This is a genomic window from Planococcus beigongshangi, assembly GCF_016820495.1.
In the GTDB taxonomy this organism is placed as follows: Bacteria; Bacillota; Bacilli; order Bacillales_A; family Planococcaceae; genus Planococcus; species Planococcus beigongshangi.
In genome coordinates this window covers 725,214-741,249 of the sequence record NZ_JADHDU010000001.1, presented here as the reverse complement: position 1 = coordinate 741,249, position 16,036 = coordinate 725,214, and the positions used below count along the sequence as shown (strand labels likewise).

Here is a 16,036-nt window from a genome sequence, read left to right as displayed (position 1 = left end):
CTAGTCCTCCATTGCTTGCTGCAATTTACGGATTGCCAGCTGGGCTGCCTGCTGTTCCGCTTCTTTTTTGGACCGTCCATTTCCTACACCAAGTTCCTGGTCGGCCAGGGTGACACGCGTTACAAAAACCCGGCTGTGGGCGGGCCCTTTTTCTTCGATGATCTCATAAGTCAATGCTCCGGAGTTTTTCTGCTGCACGATTTCCTGCAGCTGGCTCTTATAATCCATCACATGCGAAAAAGCACCGATTTCCACTTTGGGGAAAAGAATCACTTCTAAAAACGAAACGACCGGTTCCAGTCCCTGGTCCAGATACAAAGCTCCAATAAACGACTCGAATACATCAGCCAGAAGTGCCGGACGCGTTCTTCCGCCGGTCAGCTCTTCGCCTTTGCCGAGCAATATATATTTACCGAAATCCAGTTCATTGGCGAAAAGTACAAGTGACGGTTCGCAGACAATGGATGCCCGCAGTTTCGTCAATTCACCTTCGCTCATATCCGGGTACTTCATATAGAGGTAATGGGAAACCGATAATTCCAATACTGCGTCACCAAGAAATTCGAGACGCTCGTTGTCAGTGAATTTTTTCCGCCGATGCTCATTCACATAAGATGAATGGGTAAAAGCCTGATACAATAATGCGGGGTTTCGGAAGGTGACATTCAACTCAGTTTGAAGCTGGCTGAATGCATCTTTCACACTTTCTTTCAGCACTCCCGGCTTCTGTTGGTTAAGGTTTTTTTTCATTGCCATTTTTATCTGCCTTCCTGTATTGTTCTTCAGTCAATTTTACCTGTTTTCGCGCTTTAACGCAAAAAATGAATTGACGCATGTCTGCTCCAGCTTCGGGCAGTCATGCGTCAAGGTCATTCATCATTCAAATTTATTTATGCTTGCTTCTTTTCAATGTAAGAAACTGCGTCTCCTACTGTAGACATGCCTTCTGCATCTTCATCAGAAATTTCCATGTCGAATTCGTCTTCAAGTTCCATAACCAGTTCAACTACATCCAATGAATCTGCACCAAGGTCTCCTGTGAATGAAGCTTCAAGTTTCACTTCGTTCTCTTCTACACCCAGACGATCCACGATTACTTTCGTTACTCTCTCCAGTACTGTTGCCAATGTCGTCACCTCCCCTCAATGCGGTATCCTGAAAAATAATTTACATGACCATGCCGCCATCGATATGGAGCGTTTGTCCGGTCATATAGGAAGCTTCATCCGACGCAAGGAACAACGCCGCTTTCGCCACTTCATCCGGCTTGCCGAACCGGCCAAGCGGAATCTGCCCCATCATCGTTTTCTGAATGTCTTCATTTAAGCTGTCTGTCATATCTGTTGTGATGAATCCCGGCGCCACGGCATTTGCTGTGATGCCCCGCGAAGCCAGTTCGCGTGCCGTCGTTTTTGTAAGCCCGATGACGCCTGCTTTCGAAGCGACGTAATTGGCCTGGCCGGCGTTGCCCATGACACCGACAATCGATGCGATGTTGACGATTCGGCCCGCCCGCTGCTTCATCATTTGGCGCGTCACTGCTTTCGTGCAGACGAACACCCCTTTAAGGTTGGTATTGATGACATCATCCCATTCATCATCTTTCATGCGCATCATCAGATTGTCACGGGTGATGCCTGCGTTATTCACCAGGATATCGACGGAACCGAAGGCCTCCATCGCTGCATCCACCATCGCTTTGACATCAGCGGAATCTGCAACGTTCGCTTTGACGGCGATTGCCTCACCGCCATTTTCTTTGATCGATTCAACGACTGCTTCCGCTTTAGACTGGCTGCCGCTGTAATTGACGACGATTTTCGCCCCTGCCTGCGCAAAACGACGGGCGATTTCTGCCCCTATGCCCCGCGAAGCACCTGTTATGATGGCTGTCTTACCCGTAAGATCGCTCATTTCTTCAGCTCCTCAATCGCTTTTTCCAAGGATTCCAAATCATTAACCGGCAACACGGTCACCGAACGGTCTATTTTCTTCACCAACCCGCTCAATACTTTCCCCGGACCGATTTCAATAAATACTGTAACTCCCAATTCGATCATCTTCTGCACCGATTGCTCCCATAATACCGGAGAATATAATTGGCGCACGAGCAGATCCTGAATTTGCGCAGCATTCGTTTCAGGCTCCGCCGTTACGTTGGCGATAACCGGAACGTGGGCATCCAAGAGGAACGCCTTGCTCAACACTTCTGCCAGGTCCTGGGAAGCCGGACGCATCAATTCCGAATGGAACGGACCGCTGACATCAAGCGGAATTGCACGTTTTGCGCCATTTTCCTTCGCAAGGCGGCAAGCTTCCTCGACACCCGCTTTTGTTCCTGAAATGACGATTTGTCCAGGACTGTTCAAATTGGCCAATTGGACAACGCCAGTCGTATCCGTGACTTCATTCGTCACCTTTTGAAGCTCTTCACTGGCCATGCCAAGAATGGCCGCCATTGTCCCTTCACCCGCAGGAACCGCCTCATTCATGAAAAGTCCCCGTTTATGTACGATATCCACAGCCGTCTCGAATTTCATGACGCCCGATGCTTCGAGCGCACTGTATTCCCCCAGGCTATGGCCAGCCGTATAGGAAGGGACGATGCCGGCACGTGCCAGCCGCTCAGTAATCATTGAACTGACTGTCAGCAGAGCCGGCTGGGCGTTATAAGTAAGGGTCAGCTCTTCAGCAGGTCCCTCCAGCATCAGTTTCGACAGCTGAATGCCCAGTACTTCATCTGCAATATCGAAGAACCCCTTGCTTCTTTCATCAGTTAAAAAGGATGCGCCCATTCCGACTGTCTGGGAGCCTTGTCCCGGGTAGATAAATGCTATTTTAGTCATTCTGCCTGCTCCTTTTTCAACGTGTTGTAGATGGTGCCGGTTACGTCAAATTCAACCATTGTTCGGGTCTGGCGGATTGCATTGAAGAGGGCTGTACTGTTGGAAGATCCGTGCGCTTTGATGACAGGCGCTTTTAAGCCGAATAAACCTGCACCGCCGTATTCACTGTAATCGAGCATACCTTTCAATCCCCGTATATCTTCTTTTACAAGAGCAGCTGCAATCTTTGTTTTCATCGATGACATGAATACATCTTTGATCATCGCAAATACATTCATCGCGGTGCCTTCGATTGTTTTCAGCACCATATTGCCCGTGAAACCATCCGTCACGACAACATCCGCGACTCCGTTCAACAGGTCACGCGATTCCACATTGCCGATAAAGTTGACAGGAGCTTCCTTTAATAGAGGAAAAGCAGCCTTGGTCAGATCGTTCCCTTTTTTCTCTTCCGTTCCGATGTTCAAGAGTCCGACTCTCGGATTTTGGATACCCCGCACTTTTTCTGCATAGATACTGCCCATGATCGCGTATTGTACGAGGTGTTCCGGTCGAGCTTCTGCGTTCGCCCCCATATCGAGCATGACAAAACCTGTGCCATCGATCGTAGGTAAAGTCGGAGCGAGTGCAGGTCGGTCGACGCCGTCGATACGTCCAACGATGAATAAACCGGCGGACATCAAACCGCCTGTATTGCCTGCAGATACACAAGCATCGGCAGTGCCGTCTTTTACAGCCTGTGCCATGCGCACCATAGAAGCATCTTTTTTTCGTCTGACTGAACGGACTGGATCGTCTTCCGCTTCAATCATCTCTTCACAATGAAAAACCGTTAACCGGTCGTGCTCTTTTATGTATGGCTGCATTTTATCCTGATGGCCGAAAAGCTGGACTTCCAAATCCTGATATTCTTCCAAAGCCTTAAATACACCTTCGATAATTTCTTTCGGGGCGTTGTCTCCACCCATGCCGTCCACAGCTATTTTCATCCAACTTCACCTTCACTTTGTTCTGTCATTCGGTACATTTCAAATGTGCCGATAAATACAGTCACCTGATCAACCGTCGAAACGACTTTTACAGATGCCCTGTTTTTTTCCGGCAGCCGTTCAATCACTGTCGCTTTGGCCACAATTCGCTGCCCGGCTTTTACCGGACGCAGAAATTGCAGTTCGGATTTCACGGTCAACGCCAATTCCTCATCCATCACTGCCACCGCCAGCGAGTTGGCCTGGGCAAAAAGATGGTGTCCCCTGGCAATCTGATTGCGCTGGAAAACATGTTCCGCTTTGACATCAAATATTGAAATCGCTTTTTCATCCAACTCGATATCAATGATCTCACCAATCACTTCGTCAATCGGAAGGGATTTCACTTCGTCTTCAAATGTCTTTACGGCCACGTGTTTGATGCGCTCACGCAATTCCGGTATAGCGAGTTCCATCCGGTCGAGCCGGATTGTCTGAACACTGACATCGAATTCAGCAGACAATTCTTCATCCGTCACGAATGGATTTTCTTCTATCGATTTTTTCAACGCTGTCTGGCGTTCTCTTTTTGTACGTTTCATCATGTCACCGCCCGCTATTAGCACTTGGTACTAACATCAGTATATGGAAATAAAAAAAAGAATGCAAGGGCAAATAATGCCAATGCATCCTCAGTCGAGCCGGGACATCGATAAAGCACCGGATTCCTCGAGCATCCTCCGCAGGCATGCGGTTCCATCGCTCGTCCAGAATTCTTCGCTGTTAACGAGACTCTCGGCATCTTTTCTTGCTGTTTCGAGGGCCCGGTAATCATGGATCAGATCCGCCATCTTGAACTCAGGCAACCCGCTTTGCTTCCGACCGAAGAAATCCCCTGGCCCCCGCAATTTCAAATCCTTTTCAGCGAGCACAAATCCATCATTCGTTTCCGTCATCGAGGTCATCCGCTCTTTCCCAATTTCGGTTTTCGGATCAGCCAGCAGCACACAATAGGATTGTTCGCTGCCGCGTCCGACCCGGCCTCTTAATTGGTGGAGCTGCGATAAACCGAAACGCTCTGCATCATATATCAGCATGAACGAAGCATTCGGGACATTGACTCCGACTTCCACCACGGTAGTGGATACCAACACGGCGATTTCACCTTCAGAAAACGAACGCATCGTTTCCTCTTTTTCATCCGAATGGAGGCGTCCGTGCATGAGGCCGACTGTATATTTGCCGTGGAAATAACTCGATAATTGGCTGTATAATTCGACCGCATTCTGAAAGTCGAGTTTATCCGATTCTTCGATCAGCGGACAGATCACATACGCCTGCCGCCCGGCAGCAAGCTCTTTTTCCATACGCCCTACAATTTTGCCGAACATATCTTTCTTCATCCAGAAGGTCTGGATCTCTTTTCGGCCGACCGGCATTTCATCGATGACCGAAACATCCATTTCCCCAAATGCAGAAATCGCCAGTGTTCTCGGAATCGGCGTAGCCGTCATGAACAGGACATCCGGATTATAGCCTTTGTCTTTCAGGACACGCCGCTGATCCACACCAAAACGATGCTGTTCATCCGTGATGACGAGACCCAGGTTCTTGAATTTCACATCAGGCTGGATCAGCGCATGGGTCCCTATCAGGATATCGATTTCCCCTGCCGCCAGTTGATCCAGGATCAGCTGTCTTCTCTTTCCTTTCACGGAACCTGTCAATAGAGCGATCGTCACTGGAAAATCACCGAACCACTGCACCAGTGTATTGGCATGCTGCTCCGCAAGGATTTCAGTCGGCGCCATCAGCGCACCTTGCAGTCCCGCCGTAACAGTGGCGTACAGGGCGATTGCGGCGACCACCGTTTTACCGGATCCTACATCCCCCTGAAGAAGCCGGTTCATCCGGAACGGTTCTTTCATATCCTTGGAAACTTCGTTGACGACGCGTTTCTGCGCCTCAGTCAATTCATACGGCAGCGACTGAACGAACCTGCGGACTTTTTCCACATCGTAATCAATGAACGAGCCGCCTTCTTCTTCGCGGTTCTTTTTACGCAGCGCCTGCATCTTTAATTGGAACATTAAAAGCTCTTCATAAACGAAGCGTCGCCGCGCTTGTTTTAGCGATTCGCCGTCCGGCGGAAAATGGACCCATTCCAATGCATCAGCAAGTGGCACCAATTTATATTCATGCAGATATTTTGAAGGGATGCATTCTTCGAGGTCATCCTTCGCGAGATCCAGCGCCTGGCGCATCAGCTTCCGGAACGTCTTCTGATGCATCGAACCCTTCAGGCTGTATACGGGTTCAAAATCAGCCCCATCCATGCGCGGACCAAGGGTATGGCTCGACACCGTGATGATCTGGCGGCCGCGATCCCATTTGCCGGTCAACGTAATGATCTCACCGATATGAAGTTTAGCTTTTACATAATGCTGGTTGAAGAAAACAGCCTTGATCAAATGGCGGCCAACCATCACCTGGACTGTAGTACGGGATTTATTTTTTCCTAAAAAAAGGACGGAAGGCTCGCTTTCGACCCTTCCCTCCACAGTTACACGTTCATTATGTGGTGTGTCCACCAGATCTTTCAGCTGAAAATCTTCGTGGCGGAAAGGAAATGTCATGATCAGATCATGGATGGTTTCAATGTTCATTTCCTTCAATGTTTCAGCTGCCTGTTTGCCGACGCCTTTCAAGGCGGCGACAGAATCTTTACCTGCCACTGCCGACTACCGAGCCGCCAAAGATTTTCGACTCAAGCCATTTGCCTGTCGGAGTCGCCGCAAGTCCGCCTTTTGCGGTTTCTTTCAATGCTGATGGCATCGATTGGCCGATTTCGAACATCGCACCGATCACTTCATCGGTCGGAATGCGGCTTGTTACTCCCGCCAGCGCCATATCAGCTGCGACCACTGCATTCGAAGCTCCCATGGCATTCCGCTTAACACAAGGAACTTCCACTAATCCCGCCACCGGATCGCAGACCAGGCCCAGCATATTTTTCATCGTGATGGCAAAAGCTTCCGAGCTCTGCTGCGGTGATCCGCCTGCCATCTCAACAATGGCCGCTGCTGCCATCGCCGCTGCTGAACCGACTTCCGCCTGACAGCCGCCCGCCGCACCGGAAATCGATGCGTTATTGGCCACTACAAATCCGAATGCTCCTGATGTGAATAAATAACGGATCATCTGTTCACGTGTCGGGTTCAATTGGTTTTTGACTGCAAATAATGTCCCCGGCACTACGCCTGCAGAACCTGCAGTCGGCGTGGCACAGATCGTTCCCATCGCCGCATTTACTTCATTTGTCGCTACAGCTTTGCTGACAGCATCCAGCATAAGCGGCCCCGACAATGTATTTCCTTTATCGATATAAGCCTGCAGCAATACAGCATCTCCGCCAGTCAATCCGGAAACCGACTGGACACCTTTCAGACCTTTTTCCACCGCTTCTTCCATGACCGTAAGATTTCGCTCCATCTGCGCCATGATCTCTTCACGCGTGCGCTGGGTAATCATAATTTCCTGTTCAATCATTATTTCAGATATCAATTTATTTTCAGATTCAGCCCGTTCGACCAATTCTTTAACGTTACGGAATAATACATCCATTTAAAACATCCTCCTCTTCAATCGGCGATCCTGGTCACTTGCGTGATGTTCGGAAGCTGCCGAAGTTCATCCATGACGACTGCATCCACTGTCTGATCCACTTCGATGACCATCAAAGCCATTTCGCCTTTTTGCCGCCGCGACACTTCCATATGCCCAATATTGATGTCATACCGGTACAGGCAGTTGGCGACGTTCGCGATACAGCCCGAACGGTCATCATGTACCACCAGGATAGCCGGATGGTTTCCGGACAATCGGAGCGGGAAGCCGTTCAGTTCGGTGATCTCAATCTTGCCTCCGCCAATCGAAATGCCCATCATCGACATTTCAAATTGGCTGTCGCCGATGACAACACGCGCTGTATTCGGGTGTTCTGTATGACCAGTCTCAGGAATAAAATCGAAAGTCATCCCTGCCCGTTCCGCCTCTTCAAAAGAAGTCTTTATCCGTTCATCGTCTGTATCATAATCAAGCAGGCCGCCGATAATTGCGACATCCGTGCTGTGTCCTTTATAGGTTTCGGCGAAAGAGCCGTACAGATGGATCTTTGCCCATTCCGGCTGACGCCCGAATAGATCCCTGGCTACTCTTCCAATGCGGGCTGCTCCCGCTGTATGTGAAGATGACGGTCCGATCATGACCGGCCCGATAACATCAAAAACAGATTTGAACTTCATGGCTCAAACCCCTCTCCCTTAAGTTTGCGTATACTATCAGTCTACACGATATTCACACTTTAGACAAAGAAAACAGAGCATTCCGGCCGAATGGCGTAAGCGTTTCCAGTTCAGTGATACCAATAAAACAGGCACTGGAAAGCGCTGAGCTTCCCGGTGCCTGTTCCGAAAGGAATACATATTAAAATAGCAGAAAAATCATTCCACCGAAAGGATGAATGGATAAAGCGGCTGTTTGCCGTTGTGGATTTCCACTTCGACTTCATCATTCAGCGACTCGATGTATTCACCAAGTTTCTCAGCGTCTTCTTCAGTCACATCTTCACCGTAGAGGATCGTGACAATTTCAGCATCCGAATCGATCAGCTTCTTGGCCAACTCTTCTGTAACATTCACTAGGCTCTTATCGGATACGACAATTTTGCCTTCTGAAATGCCCATGAAGTCGCCTTTCTTAATCGTGATTCCGTCGATTGAAGTATCGCGGACTGCAAATGTCACAGAACCTGACTTCACGTGCGCGGATGCCCCCGCCATCGATTTGCGGTTTTCTTCGACGCTCGCCTGCGGATTGAATGCCAGAAGCGCAGCCATTCCTTGCGGCACATCTTTGGTTGGCACCACCGCCGCTTCAATATCCAGTATTTCAGCTGCCTGTTCAGCAGCCATGATAATGTTTTTATTGTTTGGCAGAATCAGCACGCGTTCAGCCGAAACCGAACGGATGGCATTCACGATGTCTTCAGTAGAAGGGTTCATCGTCTGGCCGCCTTCGATTACGTAAGATGCACCGATTGAGCGGAGCAATTCCGCAACGCCTTCGCCCATAGCAACCGTAACCACTGCGTATGGATGCTTAACACTTTGTTTATTGTCATCTTTTTTAAAGTCTTCTCCGACAATGTCAATATGCTGCTGGCGCATATTTTCGATTTTCATGCTGATCAGACTGCCGTAATCCTGGCCGTATGTAAGAACTTTTCCCGGCTCTTCGGAGTGAATATGGATCTTCGCCACTTCATCGTCAGCGATAACAAGAAGTGAGTCGCCGTAAGCGCTCAGATCCGAACGGAATTCCGCTTCATTGAACTCTTTTTTACCGTCCTCGAATTTCACCATGAATTCTGTGCAGTAGCCGAATTCAATATCCGCTGTATCCATAAAACCGGCTATGTTTTTGTGGTGTTCAGCGCTGACAAGATCATTCATCGAATTGGTGACATGCTTCTCCGGCAGTTCTTCACCTTTTAAGCATGCCAAAAAGCCTTCATATACATAAACAAGGCCTTGTCCACCGCTATCCACTACGCCAACTTCCTTCAAAACCGGCAGTAGGTCAGGTGTACGTTCCAGCGATGCTTTAGCTTCCTCAACGATGCCTTCGAACAAAGCGATGATATCCGTCTCGTTGTCAGCCAGTTCCATCCCTTTCGCAGCCGAATCTTTCGCTACAGTCAAGATCGTTCCTTCGACCGGTTTCATGACTGCTTTATAAGCCGTTTCTACGCCATGCTGAAACGCCCCAGCCAATTGTTTTGCAGAAAGCTCAGGCTCATTTGCAATCGACTTGCTGAAACCACGGAATAATTGAGACAGGATAACGCCGGAGTTTCCGCGCGCCCCCATCAACAGCCCTTTAGACAATGCCGCTGCTGTATTTCCGATATGCTCCTGGGCATTGGCTTCTGTTTCTTTCGCTCCGGATGTCATGGATAAATTCATATTTGTCCCCGTATCGCCGTCAGGCACCGGAAAGACGTTTAACGCATCTACATAATCCGCATTTTGAAACAGATGATGTGACCCCATCTGAATCATTTCAGCGAACTTAATTCCGTTTAATGACTTCATAACCGCTTCTTCCTCCTCCTACGGGTTCGTAACGCGAACACCTTGAACATAGATATTGACTGCCTTAACCGGCATGCCAAGGGTTTTCGTAATCGTATATTTCACTTTTGACTGAACTTGGTACGCGACTTCGGAAATCTTCGTTCCATAACTGATGATGACATACATATCTATTATCAGATCGCCGTCTTCCTGGCGAACAATCACACCTTTGGCAAAGTTCTCTTTGCGCAAAATATCAGTAAGGCCGTCACGTATTTGATGTTTTGTCGCCATTCCGACAATCCCGTAGCATTCGATTGCTGCTCCGCCGGCAATTTGCGCTATCACATCATTTGAAATATCGATTTGGCCGTAATCGTTTTTAATCTCAATCGACATCAGAATTCCTCCTTGAGTCCTATTTCACTCTTTTCATTCTACAACAAACAAGTATATAATAAAAGCGGACGTTTTAGGGTGTAAAGGTTTTTTTCTTTAAAGGGCATGAAAATTAGTTGCAAACCCATTTTTTCTATGGTAAATTATTAAAGTATGTGAAATGAAAAACGAACTGAAATTCAATAATAATTTTCAGCTTCACTTGTGAGGAGGTACTTACATGGCTAAAGTATGTGCAATAAGCGGACGCAAAGCTCGCGCTGGAAATGCCCGTTCACACGCGATGAACTCGACTAAACGTACATGGGGAGCAAACCTTCAAAAAGTTCGCATCCTTGTTGACGGTAAACCGAAACGCGTATGGGTTTCTGCAAGAGCTCTGAAATCAGGAAAAGTTGAGCGCGTTTAATCGTTCTCATGAATAATGCCAGGTCTGACTAACGTCAGCCTGGCATTTTTTCGTGGGGATTTTTCTTTATATATAAGTTGAACTGAATATTCTCTATAAGTTAGGAGTTATTACGAACGCTATATTCCGCAAAACAGCTTGCGAAAACAGGACTGGATGGAGCAATAAGCCGAGTGCCCTTCTCGGCTAATTGTGGGATTCAAGGCAGCCACACGGAGATGGCTCACCTTTGCGACGAGCGCAACGGTGGAGCACAGTCTTTGCACTGTCCAAAACGGCGAAGCGACTTGTCCATGATTAATTTAGATTTTTTCTCTTTCCAATCTCAACTCAGCCTATCATTCATCCGCACTCTCAATCATGATGCAGTTTCCTTCTATAAAAGAGACAACTCCTGCATGTTCAAGTTCGTTGCTGATGAAACGCGTGGATCCGAAGGGAATCGTTTCGTCCGCTACTTCGTATTTAAAACCTGTCAGGCTGAAGCCTCTAATTTCTTCGGCGAACGGATAGAAGGAGATATACCGGTAACGGCTGTCACGTTGAACAGCATGGCCCCCGGCTTTAAGGAAACGGATCCGGTTCTGCCTGTTGACGAGAAAGAAGCTGGTATTCGGATACCTCATCTGATAATCAAAGGTGGCATGGAGGGCGCTCATATAATGATCTAGCCTTCCCCCCGTGACACCGGTCACGATGACCGTATCCGGCTGATATCCCATCGCTGCCGCCAGCGCAAGCTCTGCATCGGTCTCATCTTTTTCGGAATCGGCAGGCTGCAGATCCGGAAATATCCCCTTGATCTCTTCGAATTGCTCCTTTGAGACGGAATCAAAATCGCCTACCGCAGCTGCCGGCTGGATGCCTCTTTCCAGAAGGGCGGAAGTTCCGGCATCCACTCCGATATAGATTACATCTGACCATACGGAAAAATCCGGCAGTTCTTCTGCCGGACCTCCCGCTAAAATGACCACATTCACGATAATGCCTCTTCGCCCGCCTTTTTGATGCGTTGAAGTGCAGCAGCGCGATCTTCTTTCCCGTAAATTGCGGAGCCGGCAACAAAAACATTAGCGCCCGCTTTCACGCAGTCTGCTATTGTTTCTTCATTGATGCCCCCATCGATTTCAATATCGACGTCCAGTCCTTTTTCTTTGATGATTTTTGACAACTGCTCCACTTTCGGCAGGACCGAAGAGATGAATTTCTGGCCGCCGAATCCAGGATTCACGGTCATGAACAGCACCAGGTCGATATCTTCCAGTATAGGTAAGATCGACTCAACCGGTGTATGAGGGTTCAGTACGACTCCCGGTTTAACGCCGAAAGAACGGATCAGCTGGATGGATCTGTGCAGATGAGGACTCGCTTCCACGTGTACGGTGATGTAATCCGCCCCCGCTTTGGCGAAATCTTCTATATACCGATCTGCATTTTCAATCATCAGATGGACATCAAACGGCAGTTTCGTCAATGGACGGATGGCATCCATCACAACGGCGCCGAATGAAATATTAGGTACGAAATGGCCATCCATCACATCGATGTGGATCCAGTCGGCCCCTGCTTTTTCAACTTCCATTACTTCTTCGCCCAGCTTCGAAAAGTCTGCGGCGAGTATAGATGGTGCAATCTTAATCATTGGAATACCTCGGCTTTCTGCTCATAATTTCTTCCAAAAATTTCAAATAATGCTTATACCGGTAATCCGGGATCTCTCCGGCATCCACCGCTGCTTTAATGGCACATTTGGGTTCATTCAAATGCAGGCATTCGCGGAATTTACAGCTGTTGGAACGGTCTGCCATTTCCGGGAAACAGCCCGACAGCTCCTCTTTTTCAATGGTATCGAAATCGAATGAACTGAATCCGGGCGTATCCGCCAAAAGGCCGCTGTTCACTTCAATCAGTTCTACATGACGCGTTGTGTGCTTGCCTCGGTTCAGCGCTTTCGATATATCATCCGTCTTCAATTCGAGTGACGGGAGAATGGTGTTCAGCATCGTCGATTTCCCTACGCCCGACTGTCCGGCCAGTACACTGATCTTATCTTCAAGCACCGGCATCAGCCGCTGCTGAAGTGCCGGGTCATCGATATATGTCGGTATGACTTCATAGCCGATTTTTTCATAATCTGCGATAAAAGCCTGCAATGCCGGCTTTTCCTCTTCACTCACCAAATCCATTTTCGTAAGGCAGATGACAGGCTGAATGCCGTGCTGTTCGATGGCGACTAAAAATCTATCCAATAATAACGGATGGAAATCAGGTTGTTTCGCCGAAAAAACAAGAATCGCCTGATCGATGTTTGCTATAGGCGGACGGACAAGTTCATTTTTGCGTTCGTGAACATGCAAAATCGTCCCTTCCAGATCATTATCCGCTTTATAATCCACAATATCTCCAACCAGCGGCGAGATCTGCCTGTTACGGAATACACCACGGCCACGGCATTGAATATATCGTTCACCGTTGTCATCCATGACATAATAAAACCCGCTTAGCGCTTTTCTTATTTGACCTTTCGGCATAAATTTCCTCCTTCTTATTCTACGTTATTGTATTCGATCGTTTCTTCATCGATCATGGTGCCGTCGCGTAAAATACGGTAAACGGCCCGGTTCCCTTCTGCTATCTCCAATTGGATCCGGCGTTCGGTATCCTCGGTGATCGTGAACTCTTCCACCGGTTCAGCCATGGTCCGGGTCTCATCCTGAATATAAATTTGAATCACCTGTTCAACCTGCTCTTCGCCTTCTTCGGCAGGAGTTTCCGGTTCATATGGAATCGTGACGGTATGGATATACGTTTTCTGAGGCATTGCAGGCGGGCCTGACGACAGGACCACATTGATTTCCGATCCCGCTTCCAGCTCGCTATCAGCTGCCGGCGACTGGGACAACACGGTGCCGGCTGCAACTTCGGACGAAGGCTCGTCCCCAGTAATATTGATATGGAACCCTGTTGAGCGCGCATATTCACTGAGTTCAGCTTCATCGCGGCCTCTCAGATCTTCAACAGTCCGCATGTCCTTACCTTTACTCACTGTAAATTCCAGCACCGTTTCACTGGCTACGACTTCGCTTCCAGCTTCCGGACTCTGCTCCAAGATGGTGCCGGCCGGCTCATCTGAAAATTGTTCTTTTTGAGTGATGTCTTCGAATCTTGTGCCGAGCAATTCGACGGTCTGCTCGATATTCCGGCCGACATAATCCGCCAGTTCACTCGATTCCTTGCCGAGGCTTATGAAGAGCTGGATTTCCGATTCCTTATCCCTTAATTTTCCGGCTTCAGGAATCGTACGGATTATATGTCCTTCTTCCACTTCTTCAGAATAACGCTCTTGTTCATCAGCGAGCACAAACCCGGCAGATCGAAGCTCTTCGACGGCTACATCCCGTTCTAAACCGGATACATCCGGAACAGCGACTTGCTGCGGCCCGAAAAGATTCGGAAATGCCAGCGCAATGACCAGACCCGCTATGACGGTCAAAAGCAGGATGCCAACGATCCATGGCCATTTCTTTTTCTTTTCCTTTTTCGGCGCGGCCTGCTTTGGTGTGTCTTTCGTGCTCTTTTGGAGCGGTACCGTATTGGTGATCGTTTCTTCAGCATTGATATAGGAAGAGGAATCTTTGATCGCCGGCATTGCGCGGGTGGCATCCATGTCGATCGGCACCATGAATTTCGGTTCATCCAAACGTTCCGGCAATAATACGGTCGACAAATCTTCATCCATTTCATCAGCCGACTGATAGCGATGCTGCGGATTTTTCGCAGTAGCTTTCAATACTACATTTTCCAGGCTTTGCGGTATCGAAGGAACGATATCACGCAGCGACGGTGTCTCTGTCTGCAAATGCTTCAATGCGATCGACACTGCAGATTCACCCGAAAACGGCAGTCGGCCAGTCAGCAGTTCATACATGACGATACCGAGGGAATAAATATCCGATTTCTTGGTGGCATTGCCGCCCCTTGCCTGTTCCGGAGAAAGGTAATGGACGGTGCCGAGCACGGAATTCGTCTGCGTATATGATGTCGCACTTAACGCCATGGCAATTCCGAAATCAGAGATTTTCACATTGCCTTCTTCATCCATCAGAATGTTCTGCGGTTTGATATCACGGTGAACAATTTGGTTATGATGGGCGTGCGCAAGTGCTGACGCCAATTGCTTCATAATCTTCACAGCCCGCTCAGGAGCTACTGGTGAATGTTCGATTATGTATTCTTTCAGCGTCCTTCCCGGCACATATTCCATCACCAGGTAAGGCATCGCCCCATCTTCCCCTACATCGAAAATGTTCACGATATTCGGGTGGGCAAGACTGGTGGTTGACAGTGCCTCCCGCTGAAACCTTCTGCGCAATTCTTCTTCATTGGAAAAATCATATCGCAGGATCTTTATGGCAACATCGCGGTCGAGTATCATATCATGCGCCAGATAAACGTTCGACATGCCGCCTCCACCGATCAATTCCAAAACTTTATAACGGCCATTGATGTTTCTGCCGATCAACATACCTACACCTCCTCAGCTTTCGAGGCAAGAAGCACAAAGGAAATATTGTCTTCTCCTCCCTTGTCGTTGGCAAGGTCCACGAGGTCCTTCCCTTTTCGGGACAGAGGAGCCGAGGAACGGACAATTTCCGCGATTTCTTCTTTTGTGATTTTATTGCTGAGGCCATCAGAGCAGATCAGCAGGTACATCGGATCCTTGAGCTCCAGTTCCAACATTTCGCCTTCGATGCCCGGCTCAGTTCCAAGTGCCCGCACGATCCAATTCTTTTTCGGATGGCCTTCAGCTTCTTCTTCACTGATTTCTCCGTTATCAACCAGCACATTGACATAGGAATGATCACGTGTGATCTGCTCTGCCTTGCCGTTGAATGTGTATACCCGGCTATCGCCGATATGGCAGATAATGCAGGATTGCTGTTCAATCAAAGCAGCAATCAGGGTGGTCCCCATCCCTTTGCATTCAGGATGTTCCCCTGCGTAACGGAAGACATCCGAGTTGATGAGCCTGATTTTTTCATCGAGCCACTTCTTTTTGGATGCAGCCGATACGAAATGGCCGCTGTCCGCTTCCATGAACAGGCGGCCCATTGCGGCGACTGTCATTTCACTTGCAACATCCCCCGCATTATGGCCGCCCATGCCATCTGCGACCAGCGCCAGCAGCAATCCATCAGGCCTTTTGTGGACAGCCACACGGTCTTCATTCACTTCCCGCTTTTTACCAGTATCACTTTCCATGACGTAATGAAACAA

General features: G+C 48.6%; 17 protein-coding genes. 1 reads left to right on the top strand and 16 read right to left on the bottom strand.

Annotated features, from left to right (window positions below):
- The 11 genes from rnc to IQ294_RS03430 form a co-directional block, all read right to left on the bottom strand.
- Complete coding sequence (gene rnc / locus IQ294_RS03480) at positions 1–756, bottom strand: ribonuclease III (RefSeq protein WP_203332605.1); 756 nt, start codon at positions 754–756, stop codon at positions 1–3.
- Between the two features lie 134 nt (positions 757–890).
- Complete coding sequence (locus tag IQ294_RS03475; RefSeq protein WP_033543709.1) at positions 891–1,127, bottom strand: acyl carrier protein; 237 nt, start codon at positions 1,125–1,127, stop codon at positions 891–893.
- A gap of 40 nt (positions 1,128–1,167) precedes the next feature.
- Positions 1,168–1,914 (bottom strand): 3-oxoacyl-[acyl-carrier-protein] reductase, encoded by a 747-nt coding sequence (gene fabG / locus IQ294_RS03470; RefSeq protein ID WP_203332604.1) that lies wholly within the window; start codon positions 1,912–1,914, stop codon positions 1,168–1,170.
- Positions 1,911–2,846 carry an ACP S-malonyltransferase gene (gene fabD / locus IQ294_RS03465; RefSeq protein ID WP_203332603.1) on the bottom strand — a complete coding sequence of 312 codons (936 nt, stop codon included), beginning with the start codon at positions 2,844–2,846 and terminating at the stop codon, positions 1,911–1,913. Before fabD ends, fabG begins: the two co-directional genes overlap by 4 nt.
- A complete protein-coding gene (gene plsX, locus IQ294_RS03460) occupies positions 2,843–3,835 on the bottom strand; it encodes a phosphate acyltransferase PlsX (RefSeq protein WP_203332602.1) in 993 nt (330 codons plus the stop codon). Before plsX ends, fabD begins: the two co-directional genes overlap by 4 nt.
- Complete coding sequence (fapR, locus tag IQ294_RS03455) at positions 3,832–4,416, bottom strand: transcription factor FapR (protein ID WP_203332756.1); 585 nt, start codon at positions 4,414–4,416, stop codon at positions 3,832–3,834. The genes plsX and fapR overlap by 4 nt, the downstream gene beginning before the upstream one ends.
- Positions 4,417–4,506: 90 nt before the next feature.
- A complete protein-coding gene (recG, locus tag IQ294_RS03450; RefSeq protein WP_203332601.1) occupies positions 4,507–6,549 on the bottom strand; it encodes an ATP-dependent DNA helicase RecG in 2,043 nt (680 codons plus the stop codon).
- Positions 6,539–7,438, bottom strand: coding sequence for an L-serine ammonia-lyase, iron-sulfur-dependent, subunit alpha (gene sdaAA, locus IQ294_RS03445; RefSeq protein WP_203332600.1), 900 nt, complete (start codon positions 7,436–7,438; stop codon positions 6,539–6,541). The genes recG and sdaAA overlap by 11 nt, the downstream gene beginning before the upstream one ends.
- 17 nt (positions 7,439–7,455) lie before the next feature.
- The gene (gene sdaAB, locus IQ294_RS03440) at positions 7,456–8,118 is read right to left on the bottom strand and encodes an L-serine ammonia-lyase, iron-sulfur-dependent subunit beta (protein WP_203332599.1); all 663 of its coding nucleotides are present in this window, start codon (positions 8,116–8,118) and stop codon (positions 7,456–7,458) included.
- A 198-nt stretch (positions 8,119–8,316) separates the two neighbouring features.
- Complete coding sequence (locus IQ294_RS03435) at positions 8,317–9,969, bottom strand: DAK2 domain-containing protein (protein WP_203332598.1); 1,653 nt, start codon at positions 9,967–9,969, stop codon at positions 8,317–8,319.
- An 18-nt stretch (positions 9,970–9,987) separates the two neighbouring features.
- The gene (locus tag IQ294_RS03430) at positions 9,988–10,350 is read right to left on the bottom strand and encodes an Asp23/Gls24 family envelope stress response protein (protein WP_203332597.1); all 363 of its coding nucleotides are present in this window, start codon (positions 10,348–10,350) and stop codon (positions 9,988–9,990) included.
- Between the two features lie 220 nt (positions 10,351–10,570).
- Between IQ294_RS03430 and rpmB the strand changes: the two genes are divergently transcribed.
- Positions 10,571–10,759 carry a 50S ribosomal protein L28 gene (rpmB, locus tag IQ294_RS03425; RefSeq protein ID WP_203332596.1) on the top strand — a complete coding sequence of 63 codons (189 nt, stop codon included), beginning with the start codon at positions 10,571–10,573 and terminating at the stop codon, positions 10,757–10,759.
- 338 nt (positions 10,760–11,097) lie between these two features.
- Here the strand turns inward: rpmB and IQ294_RS03420 are convergent, their stop codons facing one another.
- The 5 genes from IQ294_RS03420 to IQ294_RS03400 are packed head-to-tail and all read right to left on the bottom strand — an operon-like array spanning position 11,098 to position 16,036.
- Positions 11,098–11,739, bottom strand: coding sequence for a thiamine diphosphokinase (locus IQ294_RS03420; RefSeq protein WP_203332595.1), 642 nt, complete (start codon positions 11,737–11,739; stop codon positions 11,098–11,100).
- A complete protein-coding gene (gene rpe / locus IQ294_RS03415) occupies positions 11,736–12,401 on the bottom strand; it encodes a ribulose-phosphate 3-epimerase (RefSeq protein WP_203332594.1) in 666 nt (221 codons plus the stop codon). Before rpe ends, IQ294_RS03420 begins: the two co-directional genes overlap by 4 nt.
- Positions 12,394–13,290 (bottom strand): ribosome small subunit-dependent GTPase A, encoded by an 897-nt coding sequence (gene rsgA / locus IQ294_RS03410; RefSeq protein WP_203332593.1) that lies wholly within the window; start codon positions 13,288–13,290, stop codon positions 12,394–12,396. Before rsgA ends, rpe begins: the two co-directional genes overlap by 8 nt.
- 14 nt (positions 13,291–13,304) lie before the next feature.
- Positions 13,305–15,284, bottom strand: a complete 1,980-nt coding sequence (gene pknB / locus IQ294_RS03405) for a Stk1 family PASTA domain-containing Ser/Thr kinase (RefSeq protein ID WP_203332592.1) — start codon at positions 15,282–15,284, stop codon at positions 13,305–13,307.
- A gap of 2 nt (positions 15,285–15,286) precedes the next feature.
- A complete protein-coding gene (locus IQ294_RS03400; RefSeq protein WP_238942640.1) occupies positions 15,287–16,036 on the bottom strand; it encodes a Stp1/IreP family PP2C-type Ser/Thr phosphatase in 750 nt (249 codons plus the stop codon).

Bases quoted from the DNA above. Each gene is read 5' to 3' on its own strand.
- sdaAB (WP_203332599.1), bottom strand. From the start codon at position 8,118: ATGAAGTTCAAATCTGTTTTTGATGTTATCGGGCCGGTCATGATCGGA.
- fabD (WP_203332603.1), bottom strand. From the start codon at position 2,846: ATGACTAAAATAGCATTTATCTACCCGGGACAAGGCTCCCAGACAGTC.
- fapR (WP_203332756.1), bottom strand. From the start codon at position 4,416: ATGAAACGTACAAAAAGAGAACGCCAGACAGCGTTGAAAAAATCGATA.
- fabG (WP_203332604.1), bottom strand. From the start codon at position 1,914: ATGAGCGATCTTACGGGTAAGACAGCCATCATAACAGGTGCTTCGCGG.
- plsX (WP_203332602.1), bottom strand. From the start codon at position 3,835: ATGAAAATAGCTGTGGACGGCATGGGTGGAGACAACGCCCCGAAAGAA.
- rpmB (WP_203332596.1), top strand. From the start codon at position 10,571: ATGGCTAAAGTATGTGCAATAAGCGGACGCAAAGCTCGCGCTGGAAAT.
- IQ294_RS03435 (WP_203332598.1), bottom strand. From the start codon at position 9,969: ATGAAGTCATTAAACGGAATTAAGTTCGCTGAAATGATTCAGATGGGG.
- sdaAA (WP_203332600.1), bottom strand. From the start codon at position 7,438: ATGGATGTATTATTCCGTAACGTTAAAGAATTGGTCGAACGGGCTGAA.
- rsgA (WP_203332593.1), bottom strand. From the start codon at position 13,290: ATGCCGAAAGGTCAAATAAGAAAAGCGCTAAGCGGGTTTTATTATGTC.
- rpe (WP_203332594.1), bottom strand. From the start codon at position 12,401: ATGATTAAGATTGCACCATCTATACTCGCCGCAGACTTTTCGAAGCTG.
- rnc (WP_203332605.1), bottom strand. From the start codon at position 756: ATGGCAATGAAAAAAAACCTTAACCAACAGAAGCCGGGAGTGCTGAAA.
- IQ294_RS03430 (WP_203332597.1), bottom strand. From the start codon at position 10,350: ATGTCGATTGAGATTAAAAACGATTACGGCCAAATCGATATTTCAAAT.
- pknB (WP_203332592.1), bottom strand. From the start codon at position 15,284: ATGTTGATCGGCAGAAACATCAATGGCCGTTATAAAGTTTTGGAATTG.